Origin of the sequence: Phycicoccus endophyticus, assembly GCF_011326735.1 — a bacterium.
GTDB classification, from domain to species: Bacteria; Actinomycetota; Actinomycetes; order Actinomycetales; family Dermatophilaceae; genus Phycicoccus; species Phycicoccus endophyticus.
Genome location: NZ_JAANCN010000018.1, coordinates 34,814 through 52,974 on the forward strand (window position 1 = coordinate 34,814; position 18,161 = coordinate 52,974).

General features: G+C 74.0%; 17 protein-coding genes, 1 tRNA gene and 1 pseudogene. 4 read left to right on the forward strand and 15 right to left on the reverse strand.

Going from position 1 to position 18,161, the window contains the following annotated elements:
* Nucleotides 1-186 precede the first annotated feature (186 nt).
* The 3 genes from pth to G8D98_RS15635 all read right to left on the reverse strand — a co-directional run bounded on the left by pth (nucleotide 187) and on the right by G8D98_RS15635 (nucleotide 2,715).
* Nucleotides 187-801, reverse strand: a complete 615-nt coding sequence (pth, locus tag G8D98_RS14600) for an aminoacyl-tRNA hydrolase (protein WP_188744902.1) — start codon at nucleotides 799-801, stop codon at nucleotides 187-189.
* A 70-nt stretch (nucleotides 802-871) separates the two neighbouring features.
* Nucleotides 872-1,546: a 50S ribosomal protein L25/general stress protein Ctc gene (locus tag G8D98_RS14605; protein WP_166104970.1), complete on the reverse strand. Its 675-nt coding sequence runs from the start codon at nucleotides 1,544-1,546 to the stop codon at nucleotides 872-874.
* Between the two features lie 197 nt (nucleotides 1,547-1,743).
* Nucleotides 1,744-2,715: an EamA family transporter gene (locus tag G8D98_RS15635; protein ID WP_262500244.1), complete on the reverse strand. Its 972-nt coding sequence runs from the start codon at nucleotides 2,713-2,715 to the stop codon at nucleotides 1,744-1,746.
* 114 nt (nucleotides 2,716-2,829) lie between these two features.
* On the opposite strand from G8D98_RS15635, the gene G8D98_RS14615 reads away from it, so the two are divergent.
* Nucleotides 2,830-3,393 carry a CGNR zinc finger domain-containing protein gene (locus tag G8D98_RS14615; RefSeq protein WP_166104975.1) on the forward strand — a complete coding sequence of 188 codons (564 nt, stop codon included), beginning with the start codon at nucleotides 2,830-2,832 and terminating at the stop codon, nucleotides 3,391-3,393.
* A 101-nt stretch (nucleotides 3,394-3,494) separates the two neighbouring features.
* Here G8D98_RS14615 and G8D98_RS14620 read toward each other — a convergent pair whose 3' ends face one another.
* The 5 genes from G8D98_RS14620 to G8D98_RS14640 form a co-directional block, all read right to left on the reverse strand.
* Nucleotides 3,495-4,499: a ribose-phosphate diphosphokinase gene (locus G8D98_RS14620; protein ID WP_276509395.1), complete on the reverse strand. Its 1,005-nt coding sequence runs from the start codon at nucleotides 4,497-4,499 to the stop codon at nucleotides 3,495-3,497.
* On the reverse strand, nucleotides 4,496-5,980 hold the full coding sequence (glmU, locus tag G8D98_RS14625; RefSeq protein WP_166104977.1) for a bifunctional UDP-N-acetylglucosamine diphosphorylase/glucosamine-1-phosphate N-acetyltransferase GlmU: 1,485 nt from the start codon (nucleotides 5,978-5,980) through the stop codon (nucleotides 4,496-4,498). Before glmU ends, G8D98_RS14620 begins: the two co-directional genes overlap by 4 nt.
* 68 nt (nucleotides 5,981-6,048) lie before the next feature.
* Nucleotides 6,049-6,591: a universal stress protein gene (locus G8D98_RS14630; RefSeq protein WP_166104980.1), complete on the reverse strand. Its 543-nt coding sequence runs from the start codon at nucleotides 6,589-6,591 to the stop codon at nucleotides 6,049-6,051.
* A 15-nt stretch (nucleotides 6,592-6,606) separates the two neighbouring features.
* Entirely contained in the window at nucleotides 6,607-8,085 is a 1,479-nt protein-coding gene (locus G8D98_RS14635) for an MFS transporter (protein ID WP_308788817.1), read from the reverse strand.
* A gap of 218 nt (nucleotides 8,086-8,303) precedes the next feature.
* Nucleotides 8,304-8,382: transfer RNA gene (locus tag G8D98_RS14640), tRNA-Gln, on the reverse strand.
* A gap of 122 nt (nucleotides 8,383-8,504) precedes the next feature.
* On the opposite strand from G8D98_RS14640, the gene G8D98_RS14645 reads away from it, so the two are divergent.
* A complete protein-coding gene (locus tag G8D98_RS14645) occupies nucleotides 8,505-9,116 on the forward strand; it encodes a TetR/AcrR family transcriptional regulator (RefSeq protein WP_166105062.1) in 612 nt (203 codons plus the stop codon).
* A gap of 43 nt (nucleotides 9,117-9,159) precedes the next feature.
* On the opposite strand, the gene G8D98_RS14650 is transcribed toward G8D98_RS14645, so the two are convergent.
* Nucleotides 9,160-9,969, reverse strand: a complete 810-nt coding sequence (locus tag G8D98_RS14650; RefSeq protein ID WP_166104982.1) for a methyltransferase domain-containing protein — start codon at nucleotides 9,967-9,969, stop codon at nucleotides 9,160-9,162.
* A 78-nt stretch (nucleotides 9,970-10,047) separates the two neighbouring features.
* Here G8D98_RS14650 and G8D98_RS14655 point away from each other — a divergent pair, with 78 nt between their 5' ends.
* Nucleotides 10,048-10,548: a MarR family winged helix-turn-helix transcriptional regulator gene (locus G8D98_RS14655; protein ID WP_166104985.1), complete on the forward strand. Its 501-nt coding sequence runs from the start codon at nucleotides 10,048-10,050 to the stop codon at nucleotides 10,546-10,548.
* A gap of 167 nt (nucleotides 10,549-10,715) precedes the next feature.
* Here G8D98_RS14655 and G8D98_RS15675 read toward each other — a convergent pair.
* Nucleotides 10,716-10,967 (reverse strand): annotated as a pseudogene (locus tag G8D98_RS15675) (VOC family protein); the annotation flags it as partial.
* A gap of 101 nt (nucleotides 10,968-11,068) precedes the next feature.
* Between G8D98_RS15675 and G8D98_RS14665 the strand changes: the two are divergent.
* Nucleotides 11,069-12,046 carry a helix-turn-helix transcriptional regulator gene (locus tag G8D98_RS14665; RefSeq protein ID WP_166104987.1) on the forward strand — a complete coding sequence of 326 codons (978 nt, stop codon included), beginning with the start codon at nucleotides 11,069-11,071 and terminating at the stop codon, nucleotides 12,044-12,046.
* Between the two features lie 26 nt (nucleotides 12,047-12,072).
* Here G8D98_RS14665 and G8D98_RS14670 read toward each other — a convergent pair whose 3' ends face one another.
* The 5 genes from G8D98_RS14670 to G8D98_RS14690 all read right to left on the reverse strand — a co-directional run bounded on the left by G8D98_RS14670 (nucleotide 12,073) and on the right by G8D98_RS14690 (nucleotide 18,157).
* A complete protein-coding gene (locus G8D98_RS14670; RefSeq protein WP_166104990.1) occupies nucleotides 12,073-13,854 on the reverse strand; it encodes an ABC-F family ATP-binding cassette domain-containing protein in 1,782 nt (593 codons plus the stop codon).
* Between the two features lie 64 nt (nucleotides 13,855-13,918).
* A complete protein-coding gene (locus G8D98_RS14675) occupies nucleotides 13,919-14,848 on the reverse strand; it encodes a 4-(cytidine 5'-diphospho)-2-C-methyl-D-erythritol kinase (protein WP_166104993.1) in 930 nt (309 codons plus the stop codon).
* Between the two features lie 79 nt (nucleotides 14,849-14,927).
* Nucleotides 14,928-15,800, reverse strand: a complete 873-nt coding sequence (gene rsmA / locus G8D98_RS14680) for a 16S rRNA (adenine(1518)-N(6)/adenine(1519)-N(6))-dimethyltransferase RsmA (protein WP_166104996.1) — start codon at nucleotides 15,798-15,800, stop codon at nucleotides 14,928-14,930.
* 101 nt (nucleotides 15,801-15,901) lie between these two features.
* Nucleotides 15,902-17,065, reverse strand: coding sequence for a resuscitation-promoting factor (locus tag G8D98_RS15640; protein WP_166104998.1), 1,164 nt, complete (start codon nucleotides 17,063-17,065; stop codon nucleotides 15,902-15,904).
* A gap of 237 nt (nucleotides 17,066-17,302) precedes the next feature.
* Complete coding sequence (locus tag G8D98_RS14690) at nucleotides 17,303-18,157, reverse strand: TatD family hydrolase (RefSeq protein ID WP_166105001.1); 855 nt, start codon at nucleotides 18,155-18,157, stop codon at nucleotides 17,303-17,305.
* Nucleotides 18,158-18,161 lie beyond the last annotated feature (4 nt).

Below are 18,161 nucleotides of genomic sequence, written 5' to 3' on the forward strand. Positions count from 1 at the left end.
GCATCCGCGTCGATCTTCACGTCACGAGTGGCCCTGCTTCCACCCGCGGCGTCCGTTGTGCGAGCCACTGTAGTCCCCCACCTGGGGGCGTGCACCCAATTGGGAGAAAAGTCGCTCATGCTCCTCGCGGCGCCCGGGCGGACGACGGCGAATCGAGCCATCCGGTCGCCTCAGGGCGAGAACGCCTCAGCGAGGGGCGTGTACGCGCTGCTGGGCGTCGAGCAGCCCCAACGTCACGAGCTCCTCGACCGCGTCGGCGGCGTCCCCGAGGAGGAACGGCAGCTCCTTGCACTCGCTCGGGGAGAAGTCGCGCAGGACGTAGTCGGCCGGGTCCATCCGCCCCGGCGGACGGCCGATGCCGACCCGGACCCGGTGGTAGTCGCGGGTGCCCAGGGCCGAGCTGACCGAGCGCAGCCCGTTGTGGCCGCCCTCGCCTCCGCCGCGCTTGAGCCGGACCGTCCCGGCGTCGAGGTCGAGCTCGTCGTGGACGACGACGAGGCGCTCCGGCGGGACGGAGAAGAAGGACAGCAGTGCCTTGACCGGTCCGCCGGACTCGTTCATGTAGCACGTGGGCACGGCGAGGACCGCCGGCGGCCCGGGCACCCCCCCGGGCCCAGTCCCGACCCGGACCTGTGCCGCGTGGGCCCGTGCCTTGTGGGTGCGCAGGCTGACGCCGCTGCGCTCGGCGAGCTCGGTGAGCACCATCGCGCCGACGTTGTGCCGGGTGCCCGCGTACTGCGCCCCCGGGTTGCCGAGGCCGACGACGAGCCAGGGCCCACTGTCTGTCACGCCGCCGATCATGCCATCGGCGGCGGACATGCCGAGGGCCCGGTCCGCGCGCGGACCGGGCCCTCGGGCGGCGTGGTGCGGCTCAGGCCTCCTCGGCCTCCGGCGCGCCCTCCTCGGCGGCGGGCGCCTCTGCACCGGCCTCCTCGTCGGACTCCTCGCGCTCGATGCCGGCCTCGGTCTCGGCCTCCTCGAGCTCGGCGTCGAGCTCGGCCTGCGACTGCTGCTGGGTGACGTTGACGACGAGCCACTCGGGGTCGGTGAGCAGCGCGGCGCCCTCGGGAAGGGTGACGTCGCCGGCGAGGACCTGCGTGCCGGCCTCGGCGCCCTCGACCGACACGGTGACCCACTCGGGGATGTTCGTCGCCTCGACCTCGACCTCGAGGGTGTTCAGGACGGTCGTGACGACGGTCTCCGGAGCGGCCTCGCCCTCGACGTGCACGCCGACCTCGACGGTGACCTTCTCGCCACGGCGGACGACGACGAGGTCGACGTGCTCGATGACGGGCTTGATCGGGTCGCGCTGGACGTCCTTGGCCAGGGCCATGTGCTCCTCGCCGTCGATGACGAGCGTCAGGAGGGCGTTGGTGTGCTTGAGCGCGAGCATGGCCTCGTGGCCGGGCAGCGTGATGTGGACCGGCGCGGTGCCGTGGCCGTACATGACGGCGGGGATCTTGTCGGCGCGGCGGATCTTGCGCGCCGCACCCTTGCCGAACTGCGTGCGCTGCTCGGCGACGAGCTTGGTGACCTCGGTGGACACGGGGGACTCCTGGGGACTCGAAACGGATGGTTCGTGGTCCTCGGCGCGGGACGTGGCACCGGAGCGGTGCACGGACGACCCGCTCACCCGGAGGGGTCAGCGCGCCGCCAGCGTCGATCACGGATGGTCGCGGGCCCTGCGGCCGGCCGGACCTCCTCGTCCGGTGCGACGTCCCTCGCCGAGGCAACCCCGAGAGTCTAGGCGACCGGGGAGCGAACGTCGAAATCGACCTCGCCCGGCGCCGGGGGTGCCGCGCTCGCGCGCTCCCCGAGCCGGACCGCGACGATCCCGCCGAGGATGACGACCCCGCCGAGGAGCTGCCACCGGCCCGGGAGCTCGCCGAGGACGACCCAGGCGGCGAGGACGGCGAAGAGCACCTCGGTCAGCCCGACGAAGGAGGCGAGGGTCGAGCCGAGATGCCGTGCGCCGAGCACCCCGAGGACGTAGGCGAGCACGGCCGCGACGACGACGAGCTCGGCGAGTGCCGCCCACGCCGGGGCGTCGACCCCGGCGAGCACGACCCGGGACGCGCCGGCGTGCATCGGGATCACCCCGGTCAGACCGAGCACGGCCAGGACGGCCCCACCGGCGGTGAGCCCCAGGGCGGCGAAGGACATCGGCGCCAGCGTCGTCTCCCGCACGGCGAGCACGTAGTGGCCGGCCAGCCCGGTGGCGGCGAGCAGCGCCCACGCGACGCCGACCGGGTCCGGCGGGCTGGCGCCGGCGATGTCGAGCACGAGGACGAGGCCGGCCATCGCCAGGAGGACGCCGAGCAGGGTGAGCCGGTGCGGCCGGCGGCGGGTGACGAGCCATACCCACAGGACGACGAGGACGATGCCGAGGTACTCGATGAGCAGGGCCACCCCGACCTCGAGGTGCTCGATGGCCTGGAAGTAGCCGAGCTGGGCCGCCGCGACCGCCAGGCAGCCGTAGCCCGCGGCCAGGGGCGCCTCGCGCGCGAGCGCCGCCAGGTCCCCCCGCGCGCCCCAGAGGGTGACCGGCAGGAGGAGCAGGGCTGCTCCGGCGATCCGGACGAGGACGACGGCCCCCGGGGACCACCCCGCGGCGATCAGGGCCTTGGCGAAGGGGCCGGAGGTGCCGAACGCCGCGCTGGAGAGCAGCAGTGCGGCCAGCCCGACACCGAGGTGCCGGCGCACGATCTCGACCACGGTGGACCTCCGGCCCGCTCGGCCCCCCGCCCGCCGGATCACCGGGGAGCGCATGTAAGGGGTGAAGTATGATGTGGGTCCTGACGCTAGGACAGCGACCTGTCAGGAGTCAAGATGGTTTTCACCCATGACACCGACCTCGTCCTCCGGCACGCGGCCGCGCTCGTCAACACCGCCCCCGGCCGGGGGTCCAGCGAGGTCGAGGACCTTCCCGATCTCGCTGCCGTCCGTGCCTGGATGGACACCTGGGGCTGGACCGGCGCTCGCCCGGCTCGCGCCGGTGAGGTCGCGGAGCTGCACGAGGTGCGGGCCCGGGTGGACCGGCTGTGGGTGGCACCGCTGCTCGAGCAGGTCGCGGAGGTCAACGCCCTGCTCGCCGAGAGCAGCGCGGTCCCCCGGCTCGTCGAGCACGACGACCAGGGCTGGCACATCCACGCGACCGAGGACGGCGCCGCGCTTCCGCAGCGCGTCGCCGTCGAGGTCGCGATGGCCTTCATCGACGTCATCCGGGCCGGGGAGCGCGAGCGGCTGCAGGTGTGCTCGGCCCACGACTGCGAGGACCGTTACGTCGACCTCTCCCGCAACCGGTCCCGGAAGTTCTGCGACGGGACCTGCGGGACGCGCGCCAACGTCGCCGCCTACCGTGCCCGCAAGGCGGCATCCTCCCCCGCTCCCTGACACCCCCACCCCCGTCGCTGAATCGACCAATAGGTCACGCCAGGCACGGACAGGGGCACGCACCTGTCGCCGAATCGACCTATTGGTCGGTCGGGGGACGGTCAGGCACGCCCGCCGAAGAGGCTCGTCACCGAGCCGTCCTCGAAGACCTCCTTGACCGCCGCGCTGATCAGGGGGGCGATGGACAGCGTCGTCAGCCCCTCGAACTCCTTCTCCGGCGGGATCGGCAGGGTGTTCGTGACGATGACCTCCCGCGCCGCGCACGAGGCGAGCCGGTGCAGCGCGGGCTCGGAGAGGATGGCGTGTGTCGCGACGATGACGACGTCCTTGGCCCCCTCGGCCATCAGGGCGTCGGCGGCCTTGGTGATCGTCCCCGCGGTGTCGATCATGTCGTCGACGAGGACGCACACCCGGCCACGGACCTCGCCGACGACCCGGTTGGCCACCATCTCGTTGGGGCGGTTGATGTCGCGGGTCTTGTGAATGAACGCCAGCGGCACGCCCCCGAGCCGCTTGGACCACTGCTCGGCGACCTTGATCCGCCCCGCGTCCGGCGAGACCACGGCCAGGTGCTCCTCGCCGTAGCGCCGGGCCACGTACTCCGAGAGCACCGGGATGGCCATGAGGTGGTCGACCGGGCCGTCGAAGAACCCCTGGATCTGGTCGGTGTGCAGGTCGACGCAGATCAGCCGGTCCGCCCCCGCCGTACGGAACATGTCCGCGACGAGCCGGGCGCTGATCGGCTCCCGCCCGCGGTGCTTCTTGTCCTGGCGGGCGTACCCGTAGAACGGCATGACGACGGTGATCCGCTTCGCGCTCGCCCGCTTCAGCGCGTCCACCATGAGCAGGTGCTCCATGATGTTCTCGTTGATCGGGCTGGTGTGGCTCTGGATGACGAAGGCGTCCGAGCCCCGCACCGACTCCTCGAAGCGGACGTAGATCTCGCCGTTGGCGAAGTCGTAGGCGCTCGTCGGCACGAGCTCGGTGCCCAGCTGGGCCGCGACCTCCTGGGCGAGACCGGGGTTGGCTCGCCCGGAGAAGACCATGAGCTGCTTCTTGGGCCGCTTGCGGATGTTCGCCGACGGCGGGCGGGTGTCCTTGCTCACGAGCCGGCCCCCTCACCGGGCACGGCCGCGCCACCCTCGTCCCCGCCCGGTGGCGGAGCGCTCGCGCGGGCCGCCGCCTCGGCGGTCGACGTCCCCGGCCGCCGGCGCTGGACCCAGCCGTCGACCGCCCGCTGCCGCCCCCGGGCGATGGCGAGCTGCCCGGGCTCGACGTCCGCAGTGACGGCGCTGCCCGCCGCGACGTACGCCCCGTCGGCGATGTCGACCGGGCTGATGACGACCGTCTGCGAGCCCACGAAGCTGTGCGCCCCGACGCGCGAGTGGTGCTTGGCCACCCCGTCGTAGTTGGCGAAGATCGTCCCCGCGCCGATGTTGGCCCCCTCGCCGACCGTCACGTCGCCGGCGTAGGTGAGGTGCGGCACCTTGGCGCCCGGCCCGATGTCGGCGTTCTTGGTCTCGACGAAGCCACCGATCTTGCCGCCCGCCCCCAGGGTCGTCCCGGGCCGTAGGTAGGAGTACGGCCCCACGGTCGCGCCGGCCCCGATGACGGCGAGCACGGCGACGGCCCGCTGCACCTGGGCGCCGTCGCCGACCTCGGTGTCGGTCAGGGTGACCTCCGGTCCGATGACCGCCTCGGAGCCGACGCTCGTCGCCCCGAGCAGCTGGGTGCCGGGCAGCAGCGTCGTGTCCGTGCCGACCGAGACGTCGACGTCCACCCAGGTCGTCGCCGGGTCGACGATGGTCACCCCGGAGCGCATGAGCCGCTCGCACACCCGCTGGTTGAGCACCCGCCCCAGCGTCGCGAGCTGGACGCGGTCGTTGACCCCCTCGGTCTGCCAGGCGTCGTCGACGACGTGTGCGCGCACCGCCCGGCCCGCCCCACGGGCGATCGCGACGACGTCGGTGAGGTACTTCTCCCCCTGGGCGTTCTCGCGGCGCACCTGCCCGAGCGCCTCGCGCAGCACGGAGACGTCGAAGGCGTAGATGCCGGAGTTGACCTCGGTCAGCTGCCGCTCCTCGTCGCTGGCGTCGCGGTGCTCGACGATCCGGGAGACCTGGCCGTCGGCGTCGCGGACGACGCGCCCGTAGCCGCTGGGGTCGGCGAGGTGGGCGGTGACGACGGAGACGGCGCTGCCGGTGGCGACGTGCTCCTGCGTCAGGGCGAGGAGCGTCTCGCCGGTGAGCAGCGGGACGTCGCCGTAGGTGACGAGCACGGTGCCGTCGAGGTCCGTCGGCAGCGCCTCGAGACCGCACTCGACGGCCCGCCCGGTGCCCTTGACCTCGTCCTGGTCGGCGATGAGCAGACCGGCGTCGAAGGCCGAGCAGAACTCCACGACGCGCTCGCGACCGTGCCGCACGACGACCGCCACGTGCTCGGCCCCCGTCGCTCGGGCCGCCCGGACCGCGTGCCCGAGCAGGGGCGCGCCGCCGATGCGGTGGAGGACCTTGGGGGTCGAGGACTTCATCCGCGTCCCCTCGCCGGCGGCGAGGACGATGACGGCGGCCGGTCGGGTCGCGTTCACGCGCTGTGCTCCAGGTGGGGTCGGTGCCACGGGCCGGCGTCAGCCTACCGTCGTCGGCCGGGCCGGGCTCAGTCCCCGTGCGGCGTCCCGAGCCCCGGGCGCCCGGCGCGTCCCGCGGCCCGCACGGTGGCCCACCCCGCGGCGCGGGCGGCCCGGTGGAAGCGGGACTCCGGCTCGCCCGAGATGTGCGGGGGCATGACGACGACCGGGCACTCGGCGGCGTAGACGAGCCGGTGGGCGAACAGCGGCGCGGAGGCCAGCGAGCGGGGCGCGTCGATGACGAGCAGGTCGGCGTCGCGCGCCGCCTCGAGCAGGGCCCGGTGCCGGTCGCCCCGGGTGACCCGCAGGTCGACCCCGTGGTCCGGACCGAGGACCTCGAGGACGTCGGCCGCGAGCCGGCTGACCGCCTCGTGCTCGGCCTCGGTGCTCGAGGGGACCCGGGCCGCGGTCGTCCCCGACGGCGTGGCCTGGGGTGCCCCGGTGTGCCAGGCGCGCAGGGCGATCACCCGCCCGCCGTGGACCCGGGCCTGCTCGTGCGCCCAGCGCAGGGCGGTGGGGGAGCTCGAGCGCGGGCTCACCCCGACGACGACGGTGTACTGGTGCTCGGACATCGTCTTCCTCCTCGCTCAGACCGGAAGGTGGACCGTCTCGTTGCCATCCTCGTCGTAGCTCGTGAGCGGCGGGGCGACCTCCTCGAGCGACTTGTTCTCCGCGTCGACGCCCCAGACGTGGGCGACGAGGGCGCCGACGAGCATGATGACCGTCGCGATGATGTACCCCCAGAACATCGGCGTGCGGTCCTTCCCGTCGCCGATGAGCCAGCCGTAGAACACCGGGCCGATCGACCCGAAGATCTGGGCGATCGCGAAGAAGTACGAGATGGCCTGCCCGCGCACCTCGAGGGGGAAGATCTCCGAGACGGTGAGGTAGCCGGCCGAGGCCCCCGCAGAGGCGAAGAAGAACGCGACGCACCAGAACACGGTGTGGATGCCCGCCGAGATGGCGTCCTGCTGGAAGAGCCAGGCGGAGACGGCCAGGACGATGCCGGCGAACGCGTAGCAGCCGGTGATCATCCGCCGGCGCCCGACGGTGTCGAACAGCGGCCCGAGCAGCAGCGGGCCGAGGAGGTTGCCGATCGCGAACGGGAAGAAGTAGAGCGCGGCCTCCGAGGCGGACTTGTCGTAGAAGTTCTGCAGGACGAGCGCGTAGGTGAAGAAGATCGCGTTGTACAGGAAGCTCTGGGTGATCATCAGGGTCGCCCCGAGCACCGTGCGCGTCGGGTAGAGCTGGAAGAAGACGTAGCGCAGCTGCTTGGGCGTGAGCCCCTCGCGGCCCTTGATCCACATCGCGTCGTCGTCGGAGTGCTCGGGCAGCTCCCGGCCGGCGGCACGCACCTCGTCCTCGAGGGCGGAGACCACCCGCTCGGCCTCCTCGCGGTGGCCGTGGGTGACCATCCACCGCGGGCTCTCGGGGATGTGCCGGCGCAGGTAGATGATGCCGAGGCCGAGGATCGGGCCGATGAAGAAGGCGATCCGCCAGCCGACGTTCTGCGCGAACCGGTCGGTGTCGAGCAGGATCGTCGAGGCGAAGGCGCCGATCGCCGCACCCGCCCAGTACGTGCCGTTGATCGCGAGGTCGACCCGCCCGCGGAACCGGCCCGGGATGAGCTCGTCGACCGCCGAGTTGACCGCGGAGTACTCGCCGCCGATCCCCATCCCGGAGATGAACCGGCAGATGAGGAAGATGAGCATGTTCGGCGCGAGGCCCGCCGCGGCCGCCGCGACCAGGTAGAGGGCCAGGGTGAGCGTGAAGAGCCGCTTGCGCCCCCACGAGTCGGTCAGCCGGCCGAAGAGGATGGCGCCGAACACCTGCCCGACGAGGTAGACGGTGCCGGCCAGGCCGACGTCGGCGGCGGTCATCTCGAGGCTCTTCTCGAAGCCGCCCGCGGCGACGATCTGCGCCTCGAGGCCGTCGAGGATCCAGGCCGTCCCGAGCCCGAAGATCACGAGCCAGTGGAACTTCACCCACGGCATGTCGTGCATCCGGGCCGGGATGAGGCTCTTGACCGGCTGCTCCTCGGTCTGTGTCGACTCCGTTGTCGTCACGGCACGTCCCCTCTCGCGTAGCCCGCCCGGGCTCGGGGGCGGGTGCCCGCTCCGACCCGGCCGGCGGAGCCGGCCGCGGACCGTCGGGCGGGCGACTGGTTGCTGGGCCGCTCGACACGGTATCCGTGCAGGTGAGGGCGTGGGGAGCGAGGCAGCGGCCGATCCGAAGACATGACATTCGTCATGGGTGAGGGCCGTGCGCGCACCACCCTCGCGCGCTCCCCGGGTAGGAATCGAACCTACGTCGCGAGTCCTGATTCAAAGTCAGGCGGGCCCTGCCAGCAGACCAACCGGGGACCGCCACCGGATCGGCGGCTGCGTCGAGGGTAGTCGAGGACGGCCACCCGCCCCCGAGGCGGCACAATGTCACGGTGACCGACGACACCGTGGCCAAGAAGTCCCGCGCTGCCCGGGCCCGGATGACCGGCCGCGAGCGACGCGAGCAGCTGATCGGCGTCGGCCGCAAGCACTTCGCCGACCACGGGTTCGAGGGCACGACGATCGAGGAGGTCGCCGCGTCCGCGGGGGTCTCCAAGCCGGTCGTCTACGAGCACTTCGGCGGCAAGGAGGGCCTCTACGCCGTCGTCGTCGACCGCGAGATCGAGGCCCTGCTCGCCGGGGTCACCTCCGCCCTGGACTCGGGCGGCTCCTCGCGCCAGCTCATCGAGCGGGCCGCGCTCGCCCTGCTCGAGTACGTCGACCACAACTCCGACGGCTTCCGGATCCTCGTGCGCGACAGCCCTCCCGGGCAGGCCACGGGCTCGTTCGCCAGCCTGATGAGCGACATCTCCTCCCAGGTCGACCACATCCTCGCGGCGCAGTTCAAGCGGCACAAGCTCGACCCGAAGGCCGCGCCCATGTACGCCCAGATGCTCGTCGGGATGATCGCGCTGACCGGGCAGTGGTGGCTGGACAACCGCAAGTTCAAGAAGCACGAGGTCGCCGCGCACGTCGTCAACCTCGCGTGGAACGGGCTGACCGGGCTGGAGGCCAAGCCGACCCTGACCCCGGAGACCCTCGAGGAGGGCTAGCGACACCGCTGTCCCCGTCCCGCAGGGCCCCGCCCGGGCGCGGTCAGCCCGCGGCGTGCGCCACGGCGAACAGCCTCCGGAAGGGGAAGAGGACGCCGGCGGAAGTGCGCGGGTAGGCCTCGAGCAGGGCCGCCGCGTAGGGCTCGAGGAAGGCCGCCCGCTCCTCCTCACCGCGCAGCAGGTCGAGCACCGGCCGCAGCCCGGTGGCCTCGACCCACGAGAGCACGGGGTTGGGCTCACGCGCCTGCGGGTCGAGCAGGTGCAGGTAGGTCGTCTCCCACGCGTCGACGGTCGCACCGAGGCGCGCGAGCAGCCGCAGGTAGGTGGCCGGCTCGGCGACCGCCGGCACGTCGAGGGCCGCGAGCAGCTCACCGGCGCGCGGGTGCCGCTCGGCCGTCTCGCGCATCAGCCGGTGGCTCGGCGCGTCGAAGCTGCCGGGCACCTGGAGGGCGAACCAGCCCCCCGGGGCCAGGGCCCGGGCCCAGGCCGGCACGAGGTCGAGGTGGCCGGGCACCCACTGCAGCGTCGAGCTGGTGACGACGACGTCGGGCGCCTCGCCGAGGGAGGCGGGGTCCCAGGAGCGCAGGTCGGCCGACACCCACTCGACCCGGCCCTGCCGGTCGAGCGCCCGGGCGGCGTCGAGCATCGGCTCGGCGGCGTCGACACCGACGACGCGGGCCCGCGGCCAGCGCTCCGCGAGCGCGAGCGTGGCCGGCCCGTGGCCGCACCCGAGGTCGACGACGAGCCGGGGCTCGGCGGCGTCGACCCGCGCCAGGAGGTCGGCGAGGGGCCGCGCGCGTTCGGTGGCGTAGCGCCCGTAGGCGGTGGGGTCCCAGCTCGCAGTGCTGCTCATGCGTCCTCCTCGACGAGCGGCCCGGCTCGGGACCAGTCGTCTCGACGTCAAGAAACTTGACGGGAGTAGCATCCCGGCATGGCCGTTGACGACGTCGACCGTATCGTCTCCGCGTGGCGGCGCGAGCGACCCGACCTCGACGTCACCCCGCTCGCGGTCCTCTCACGCATCTCCCGGCTGGCCCGCCGCCTGGACCTCGCGCGCGGCCGCGCCTTCGCCGGCACCGGGCTCGAGGGCTGGGAGTTCGACGTGCTCTCGGCGCTGCGCCGCCGCGGCGAGCCGCACGAGCTGAGCCCCGGCCAGCTCGTGAGCGAGACCCTCGTGACGAGCGGCACGATGACCAACCGGGTCGACCGGCTCGCCGCGCGCGGCTTCGTCGAGCGCCACCCCGACCCCGGCGACCGTCGGGGCGTCCTGGTCCGGCTCACCCCGCAGGGCCGGGCCGTCGTGGACGCCGCGATGGCCCAGCTGCTCGCCGACGAGCACGAGCTGCTCGCCGAGCTCGCCCCGGACGAGCGTGAGCTGCTCGCCGGGCTGCTGCGCCGGCTGCTGCGCCCCTTCGAGTCCGCCTCCTCCTGAGCCCGCCGCGGCGGCGCCGGGGGCCGGCGGCTAGGCGGTGGCTCCCTCCTCGGCAGGCGCCGGGGTGAAGACGTTGACGAGGTTGCCGTCGGGGCACGCAGGAGCAGGGAGCGGTTCCCCCACGGCATCGTCCTCGGCTCCGCGACGGGCTCGACCACCTCCCGCAGCGCGGGGTAGCGCGCGTCGACGTCCTCGACCCGCAGGTCGAGCACGACGCTGCGGTTGGCCCCGGCCTCGGCCACCCCCCCGCCAAGGAAGGGGACCGTGGCCGAGCTGGCGATCGCCAGTGTGCCCGAGGGCGTGCGCAGCTCGGCGAACATCGGGTGCAGGCGATGCGCGTCGACCCCGGTGAGGCGCTCGTAGAAGGCGACGAGGCGCTCGACGTCGTCGGTGATGATGCGGGTTGCGGCCAGGTCCATGGCGGTCTCCTCGGTGTCGGGGCCCCGCGGACGCCGGGCCGGTCCCGACCCTAGGAGGGATACCGGGCACCATCAGCCCGGTATCGGAGGATGATGTCGGCATGTCCTCCCCCGCCGCCCGGGTGCTCCGGCTCCTCGAGCTGTTGCAGTCCGCACAGCTGCGCACCGTGCCCGAGCTCGCGGACCACCTCGAGGTCGACGAGCGGACCGTCCGGCGGTGGGTGCAGCAGCTCAAGGAGCTCGACATCCCCGTCGAGACGGTGCGCGGCCGGTACGGCGGCTACCGGGTCGGCTCCGGTCGGCGGATGCCCCCGCTCGTCCTCAGCGACGAGGAGGCGGTCGCCGTGGTCGGCGGTCTCCTGCGCGCGCAGGCCGCGGCGGACGCCCCGGACGTCGCCGTGCAGACGGCCCTGGCGAAGATCGGGCGCCTGTTGCCGGCCGAGTCCGGCCGCCGGGTCGCCGCCCTCCTGGCCACCTTCCCCGAGGCAGCGAACCCCTCGGCGGCACAGCCCGACGCACTCGACGCCGGCATCCTGCTCACCCTCGCGGACGCCGTCGCGAGCCGCTCTCCGCTCGAGCTGCGCTACCGGGACGCCGAGGGCGTGCCCTCGCGGCGCACGGTGCACCCCTACCGCCTGCTCCCCCACACCCACCGGTGGTACCTCGTCGCCCGGGACGTCGGGCCGGGCGAGGAGCGCATCTTCCGGGTCGACCGGGTCCGGACCGCCCGTCGGCTTCCGGGCGTCGTCCACGGCGGCGTCCCCGAGCGCACGGTCGCGCAGCTGCTCGCCCGCTTCGCCGAGGCCGACTACGCCTGGCGCGTCGTCCTGCGGGTCCGCGCCTCGCCCGCACGGGTGCGCGCCCACCTGCCGCGCAGTGTCGCCACGGTGACGCCCGCGGGCCCGGGCTGGCAGCGGGCCGAGATCCGTGCCCGCCGGCTGGACTGGCTGCCGGCGCTCGTCGTTCGGCTCGACGCCGAGGTCGTCGTCGACGAGCCGTCCGAGCTGCGCGAGCTCCTCGCCGCCGCGGCGGACCGGCTGGCGGCCGCGTCCACGCCTCCGGTCGCGCCCTCGGGCTGAGCCGGCCCCGAGGCTGCGGAGCCGGGTCAGCCCACGCGCTCGGACAGCTCCAGCCAGCGGTCCTCGACCTCGGCCTGCTCCGTCTCCAGGGTGCGCAGCTGCGCGCTCAGACCGGCGAGGCCCTCGTAGTCGCTGTGGTCGTGCTCGGCCATCCGGGTGTGGACCTCGGCGACGCGCTCGGCCAGGCGCTGCAGCCGGCGCTCCGCGGCGGCCAGCTCCTTGCGCACCGCCCGCTCCTCGGCACCGGAGGGGCGGGCCGCCGCGGAAGGAGCGGTGCTCCCCCCGGCGGCCGGCGCGGCTGCGGCCTCGGCGGCCCGCAGCCGCAGGTACTCCTCGACCCCACCGGGCAGGTGCCGGAGGCGTCCGTCGATGACCGCGTACTGCTGGTCGGTCACCCGCTCGACGAGGTAGCGGTCGTGCGAGACCACGATGAGGGTCCCGGGCCAGGAGTCCAAGAGGTCCTCCATCGCCGCGAGCATGTCGGTGTCGACGTCGTTCGAGGGCTCGTCCAGGACCATGAGGTTGGGCTCGGAGAGCAGCACGAGGAGCAGCTGCAGGCGTCGTTTCTGCCCGCCCGAGAGCTCCCCGACCCGGGCGGAGAGGTGTTCGCGGGAGAAGCCGAGCCGTTCGAGCAGCTGGGCGGAGGTCATCTCCCGGCCGTCGACGACGTAGCTCGTCCTGGAGCGGGCGAGCACGTCACGCACCCGCTCGCCGGCGATGCTCGCCAGGTCGCTGAACTGCTGGTCGAGCACGCCGAGCCGGACGGTCGTGCCGCGCTTGACCCGTCCCGAGGTGGGCTGCACCGTCCCCGCGACGAGCCCGAGCAGGGTGGACTTGCCCGCGCCGTTGGCGCCGAGGACGGCGGTGCGCTCGCCCGGGGCGATCCGCCACTCGACGTCGCGGAGCACCTCGCGCCCGTCGAAGGCCACACCGGCACCGAGGAGGTCCACGACGTCCTTGCCGAGGCGCGCGACCGCGAGCCGGTTCAGCTCGACCCGGTCCCGCGGCGGCGGGACGTCCTCGATGAGCCGGTTGGCCGCCTCGATCCGGAAGCGCGGCTTCGAGGTGCGCGCGGGCGCGCCGCGGCGCAGCCACGCCAGCTCCTTGCGCATGAGGTTCTGCCGCTTCGCCTCGGCCGCCGCGGCCTGCCGGTCGCGCTCGACCCGCTGGAGCACGTACGCCGCGTACCCACCCTCGAAGGGCTCCACGAGGCGGTCGTGGACCTCCCAGGTCGCGGTCGCGACCTCGTCGAGAAGCCAGCGGTCGTGCGTGACGAGCAGCAGACCACCGGCGTTCCTCGGCCACCGGGTCCTCAGGTGCTCGGCGAGCCACGAGATGCCCTCGACGTCGAGATGGTTGGTCGGCTCGTCCAGCGCCACGACGTCCCAGTCGCCGACGAGCAGCGCGGCCAGGGCCACCCGGCGGCGCTGGCCACCGGAGAGCGTGCCGACCGGCGCCTGCCAGTCCAGGTCGGGCACGAGCCCGGCGATGACGTCGCGCACCCGCGGGTCACCGGCCCACTCGTGCTCGACCCGGTCACCGACGACCGCATGCCCCACGGTCTCGTCGTCGGCCAGCGTGTCGGACTGGTCGAGGACCCCCATGCGCACGCCGCCCCGTCGAGTCACCCGGCCGGCGTCCGGCGCGAGGCGCCCGGCGAGCATCGCGAGCAGGGAGGACTTCCCGTCGCCGTTGCGGCCGACGATGCCGATCCGGTCGCCCTCGTCCACGCCGAGGGTCACGGCGTCGAAGACCACGCGGGTCGGGAACTCCAGGTGCAGGGCCTCGGCCCCGAGCAGATGTGCCATCGCCCCTCAGGGTAGGTGGGCAGGGAGAGCGCGCGGGCGGCAGGCCGCGCCCGGCCGCCCCGCCCTAGTCGACCCGCTGGTGGATGACGTGGGCGCCGTGGACCGGGCCGCTGGCGCGCCGGACGTCGCGGACGACGCCGCTCGCGGTGAGCGCGACGGCGAGGTCGATGCCCGCCTCGTTGTTCTCGACGAGGAAGGCGACCGTCGGCCCCGAACCGGAGACCACCCCCCCGAGCGCGCCGTACTCCATGCCCGAGGAGAGCACGTCGCCGAGGTCGGGCCGCAGGCTCACGGCGGCGTCCTGGAGGTCGTTGACCAGCTGGGGCGCGAGCTCGTGGGGGTCGCCGGTCCGCAGCGCCGCCATGAGCGCGGGCGTGGCCACCGGTTCGGGCACCGGCACCCCGTGGCGCAGCCGGTCGCACTCGGCGTACACGGCGGGCGTCGAGAGACCACCCTCGGCGAGGGCGAGGACCCAGTGGTAGGTGCCACGGGCCAGGACGGGCGCGAGCAGCTCGCCACGGCCGCTGCCCATCGCGGTGCCGCCCGCGACGAGGAAGGGCACGTCGCTCCCCAGCTCGGCGGCGGCCGTCTCGAGCTCCTCGCGGTCGAGCCCGAGGTTCCACAGCTGGTCGAGCGCGACGAGGGTGGCCGCGGCGTCGGCCGAGCCCCCGGCCATGCCGCCCGCGACGGGGATCCCCTTGCGGATCGAGACGTGCACCGGGGTGCCGTCGAAGCGCTCCGCGGCGAGGCGGGCCGCGCGCAGGGCGAGGTTGTCCTCGCCGGTGGGCACGCCGCCCGCGAGGGCACCGGAGACGCTGACCCCCCACTGCTCGTCCTCGGCCACGGTCACGTCGTCGTAGAGGCTCACGGCCTGGTACACCGTCGAGAGCGCGTGGTAGCCGTCGGGCCGCAGCGGCCCGACGAGCAGCTCGAGGTTCACCTTGGCCGGGACGCGCGCGGTGACCGGGCCGGGCACGAGCGGGGCCGAGGTCATGCGCTCACCCTAGCCAGAGCCGGGCTGTGGTCCGCGCCGAGCGCGCGGCGGGGCCGAGCACGGTCCGGCACACCGGGGCTCAGCCCGGGTGGCGGGCCTGCGCGATCCGGGCGAAGTCCGCGACGTCGAGGCGCTCCCCGCGCAGGACCGGGTCGACGCCGGCCGCACGCAACGCCTCCTCGGCAGCGCCCGCCGAGCCGGCCCATCCGGCGAGGGCGGCGCGCAGGGTCTTGCGGCGCTGGGCGAACGCCGCGTCGACCACGCGGAAGACCTCCTCGCGGGAGGCGCTCGTCGGCGGCGGCTCCCGCCGGGTGAGCGCGACGAGCCCGCTGTCGACGTTCGGCACGGGCCAGAAGACACCGCGCGGGACGGTCCCGGCGAGCCGGACCTCCCCGAACCAGGCCGCCTTGACGCTGGGCACCCCGTAGGTGCGCGAGCCGGGAGGGGCAGCCAGGCGTTCGGCGACCTCGAGCTGGACCATGACGAGGACGCGCCGCAGCGACGGCAGCCGCTCGAGCAGGCGCAGCACGACGGGGACGGCGACGTTGTACGGGAGGTTGGCGACGAGGGCGGTCGGCGGTGGGCCCGGGACCTGCTCGACGACCAGGGCGTCACCGTGCACCACGTCGAGCCGGGAGGCCCGGGAGGGCGCGTGCACCCGGACCGTGTCCGGGAGGGCGGCCGCGAGCACGGGGTCGACCTCGAGGGCGAGGACCCGCTGCACGACGGGCAGCAGTGCCAGCGTCAGGCTGCCGAGACCCGGCCCGACCTCGAGGACGACGTCCTCGCCGCCCACCCCGGACGCGCGCACGATGCGGCGGACGGTGTTGCCGTCGACGACGAAGTTCTGACCCCACTGCTTGGTCGGGCGCACCCCCAGCCGCTCGGCGAGCGCGCGGATCTCGCGGCCCCCGAGCAGGGAGGCTCCGGAGGGCTCGGGGGCGTCGGTCACGCGGTCACCCTAGCCAGGCACGACGACGCCCACGGCGCCCCGCCACCGACGCCCGTGACCCCGGTCCGGGGACCGGGGTCACGGGGCGTCGTGCGAGGGCGTCAGGCCGCGTGTGCGCAGCCCCACGGGGAGAGGCCGGCGACGGCGTAGTACCGGTTCGCCACGGTGATCTGCTCGGCCCGCGAGGCGAGGTCGGCCCGGGGGGCGAAGTCGGCGCCACCGTAGGCGAGCCACGACGACGTGGCGAACTGCAGCCCGCCGTAGTAGCCGTTGCCGGTGTTGATCGACCAGTTGCCGCCGGACTCGCACACCGCGATCCGGTCCCACATCGCCGCGTTGGCGAGGTTGATCCCGGCGCCGGAGACGTTGCCCGCGCTCGAGGACGAGGAGGACGTGCTCGGCTCCGAGGTGGTCGGCGCGGGAGCCACCGGCCGCTCCTTGGTACCGACCTTGACCACGGCGGGGGTCGGACGGCTGACGACGCGGGTGCGCACGACGGTGGAGGAGTCCAGCTTGCCGTCGACGTAGCGCAGCTCCCGGGTGACCTTCTTGGCGCCCTCGACCCCGGCGGTGACGGTGGAGGTCTCGCCCTCGTAGAGCGAGGAGTCCTCCTGCCGCGTCGTCGAGAAGTCGATCGCCTCGGTCGAGGTCTTCGTCCGGGTCACGACCCGCTTGAGGCGGATCGTCATCCCGTTGCGGACGGCGTGGTCCAGCCCCGGCTCGACGATGTCGACGGCGTTGCGGTTGACGCCGAGCTCGCCGAAGACGCCGGCGACCTTCGGGGCGGCGCTGCGTACGGTGCGCGCGTGGCCGCCGACGACGACGGTCAGCTTCTTCGGGGTGGTCACGCCCAGCTCGAGCCCGTCGCGGCCGAGCGGCATCGAGCGGGAGGCGGTGAGCACTGCGCCCTCGGAGCGCACGCCGACGTCACGCAGCGCGGCGTCGACGGTCCGCGCGGTGGTCCAGTACTGCGAGGTCTTGCCGTCGACGGTCACGGTGAGCTTGCGGCCGTAGCGCACGAAGACGTGGTCACCGTCCTCGAGCGGCGCGTCGAGCGAGGGGACGACGACGTCGTGGGCGCCGAGCTCGATGCCCTGCTTGTCGAGGGCGTCCTCGACGGTGCCACCGAAGACGTGGACCGTGCTCGGGGAGCCGTCGACGCTCAGGGCGACGGCCTTGTCGAAGTGGGCGACGCCGACCGAACCGACGGCGACGGCGAGAGCGGCCGCGCCCTGGGCGGCGTGGCGGATGGAGCGGGAAGGCAAGAGTTCTCCAGGGGTGGTACCTCCCGGGCACCGGCGCCGGGCACCAGCCACGAGGGCCACGACCGCACGTGCCGTGCGCGGGGGCGGTCCCGACCGGCGGCGGTGCCGACGGGGCTGCTCACGCGTGACGCCCGGACCGTCCGGCCCCGGCTTTCTGGGCACCACCGTGCAGGAGACCCCACCGAAAGGTCAAGTTTAGGTAACGGGACGTTCACAGGAAGCCCTTGGACCAGGGGGTCACCAGGGCCCGTAGAGGCGCTCCGCGTTCGCCGAGAGGGCCTCGCACAGCGTCGGCACGGCAACCCCGAGCACCGAGGCCATGACCCGCACGGTGAGCGGCACGAGCATCGGGCTGTTGGCCGCTCCGCGCCACGGGTGCGGGGTGAGGTACGGGGCGTCGGTCTCGACGAGAACCAGCTCGAGCGGGGTGACGGCGAGCGAGTCGCGCAGCTCCTTGGCGTTCTTGAAGGTCACGGTCCCGCTGAAGGAGAGGTGGTAGCCGCGCCGGACGCACTCACGGGCCATCGCCGGACCGCCGGAGAAGCAGTGCATGACCGTCCGCGGCGGCGCGCCCTCCTCGGCGAGGACACGCAGGACGTCCTCGTGGGCGTCCCGGTCGTGGATCTGCAGGGCACGCCCGGCCCGCTCGGCGATCTCGATGTGGCGCCGGAAGGACTCCTCCTGCACCGCGTGCCCCTGCGGCCCGGTGCGGAAGTGGTCCAGCCCGGTCTCCCCGACCACCCGCACCCGCGGGTGGGCCGCCAAGCGCTCGACCTGGGCGAGGGCGTCCTCGAGCTCGCCGCGCGCGGCGAGCGGCGGGGCCTCGTTGGGGTGCACCGCGACACCCGCGAGCACCGAGGGGTAGCGGGCGGCCGCGGCGACCGCGAAGTCGTTGCCGACCGGGTCGCAGCCGACCTGGACGACCCGGTCGACCCCGACCGCCGCGGCGGCGCGCAGGACGGGCTCGAGGTCGTCGAGGTTGACCGGCGCGCCCTCACGGCTGATGTCGAGGTGGGTGTGGTTGTCGACGACCCCGATCGGCAGCGGGTCAGGGGGCTCCGGCTCGCCACGCCGGCTCGGCTGCGAGGTCATCCGC

What these genes read in the sequence shown, in the direction of transcription:
- G8D98_RS14675 (WP_166104993.1), bottom strand. Translation starts at nt 14,848, where the DNA reads ATGACCTCGGCCCCGCTCGTGCCCGGCCCGGTCACCGCGCGCGTCCCG.
- G8D98_RS14690 (WP_166105001.1), bottom strand. Translation starts at nt 18,157, where the DNA reads ATGACCTCGCAGCCGAGCCGGCGTGGCGAGCCGGAGCCCCCTGACCCG.
- G8D98_RS14655 (WP_166104985.1), top strand. Translation starts at nt 10,048, where the DNA reads ATGGCCGTTGACGACGTCGACCGTATCGTCTCCGCGTGGCGGCGCGAG.
- G8D98_RS14645 (WP_166105062.1), top strand. Translation starts at nt 8,505, where the DNA reads ATGACCGGCCGCGAGCGACGCGAGCAGCTGATCGGCGTCGGCCGCAAG.
- pth (WP_188744902.1), bottom strand. Translation starts at nt 801, where the DNA reads ATGATCGGCGGCGTGACAGACAGTGGGCCCTGGCTCGTCGTCGGCCTC.
- G8D98_RS14650 (WP_166104982.1), bottom strand. Translation starts at nt 9,969, where the DNA reads ATGAGCAGCACTGCGAGCTGGGACCCCACCGCCTACGGGCGCTACGCC.
- G8D98_RS14665 (WP_166104987.1), top strand. Translation starts at nt 11,069, where the DNA reads ATGTCCTCCCCCGCCGCCCGGGTGCTCCGGCTCCTCGAGCTGTTGCAG.
- G8D98_RS14630 (WP_166104980.1), bottom strand. Translation starts at nt 6,591, where the DNA reads ATGTCCGAGCACCAGTACACCGTCGTCGTCGGGGTGAGCCCGCGCTCG.
- G8D98_RS14670 (WP_166104990.1), bottom strand. Translation starts at nt 13,854, where the DNA reads ATGGCACATCTGCTCGGGGCCGAGGCCCTGCACCTGGAGTTCCCGACC.
- G8D98_RS14615 (WP_166104975.1), top strand. Translation starts at nt 2,830, where the DNA reads ATGGTTTTCACCCATGACACCGACCTCGTCCTCCGGCACGCGGCCGCG.